The 642-nt window shown below is 69.3% G+C and carries 1 protein-coding gene; it reads right to left on the reverse strand.

The features are described 5' to 3' along the window. Window positions 1-642: aldehyde dehydrogenase family protein (locus tag CKO42_RS26845; protein ID WP_200252900.1), on the reverse strand; the 642-nt coding region annotated here is incomplete at both ends.

Genomic DNA, 642 nt, shown 5'->3' on the forward strand with positions numbered 1-642 from the left:
CGCGCACTGCCGATGAAGCTCAGGAAGGCGACGCGGGGATCGGTCGCCAGCGCCTCGGCAGTCGCTGGCGAATCCGTCACCAAAGCCTGCGCCCAGGCCGGAGGCAGACCGGCCTCGCGCAGCAGATCGATGAAGCGCAGGCACGACAGCGGCGTGTCCTCAGCCGGTTTGACGACCACCGGGCAACCGGCGGCCACTGCGGGCGCCACCTGATGCACGATCAGGTTCAACGGATGGTTGAAGGCGCTGATCGCCACCACCGGGCCAATCGGCTCGTGGGTGCTGAAGGCCCAGCGCCCGGCACCAGCGGCGGTGGCCTGCATCGGCACCTCGCGCCCGCCGCTGTGGCGCGGCAGCTCGGCGCAGCAGCGCAGGCCGTCGACCGCGCGCTCGGCCTCGACCCGGGCATCGGTCAAGGGTTTGCCGCCCTCGCGCGCGATCAATAGGGCCAGCACCTCGATCTGGGTCGCCATCAGCTCGGCGGCCCGGCGCAGGATCGTCATGCGTTCAAAATCAGGCAGCCAACCGTCGCGCTGTCGATAACAGGCATCCGCCACCGCGAGCGCTTGCTCGACGCCGTGACGATCGACGGTGTCGACGGTCGCGATCGGTTGCAGATTGAACGGATTGAGCACCTCGAGC

The sequence above is a fragment of the Lamprobacter modestohalophilus genome (genome assembly GCF_016583905.1).
In the GTDB taxonomy this organism is placed as follows: Bacteria; Pseudomonadota; Gammaproteobacteria; order Chromatiales; family Chromatiaceae; genus Lamprobacter; species Lamprobacter modestohalophilus.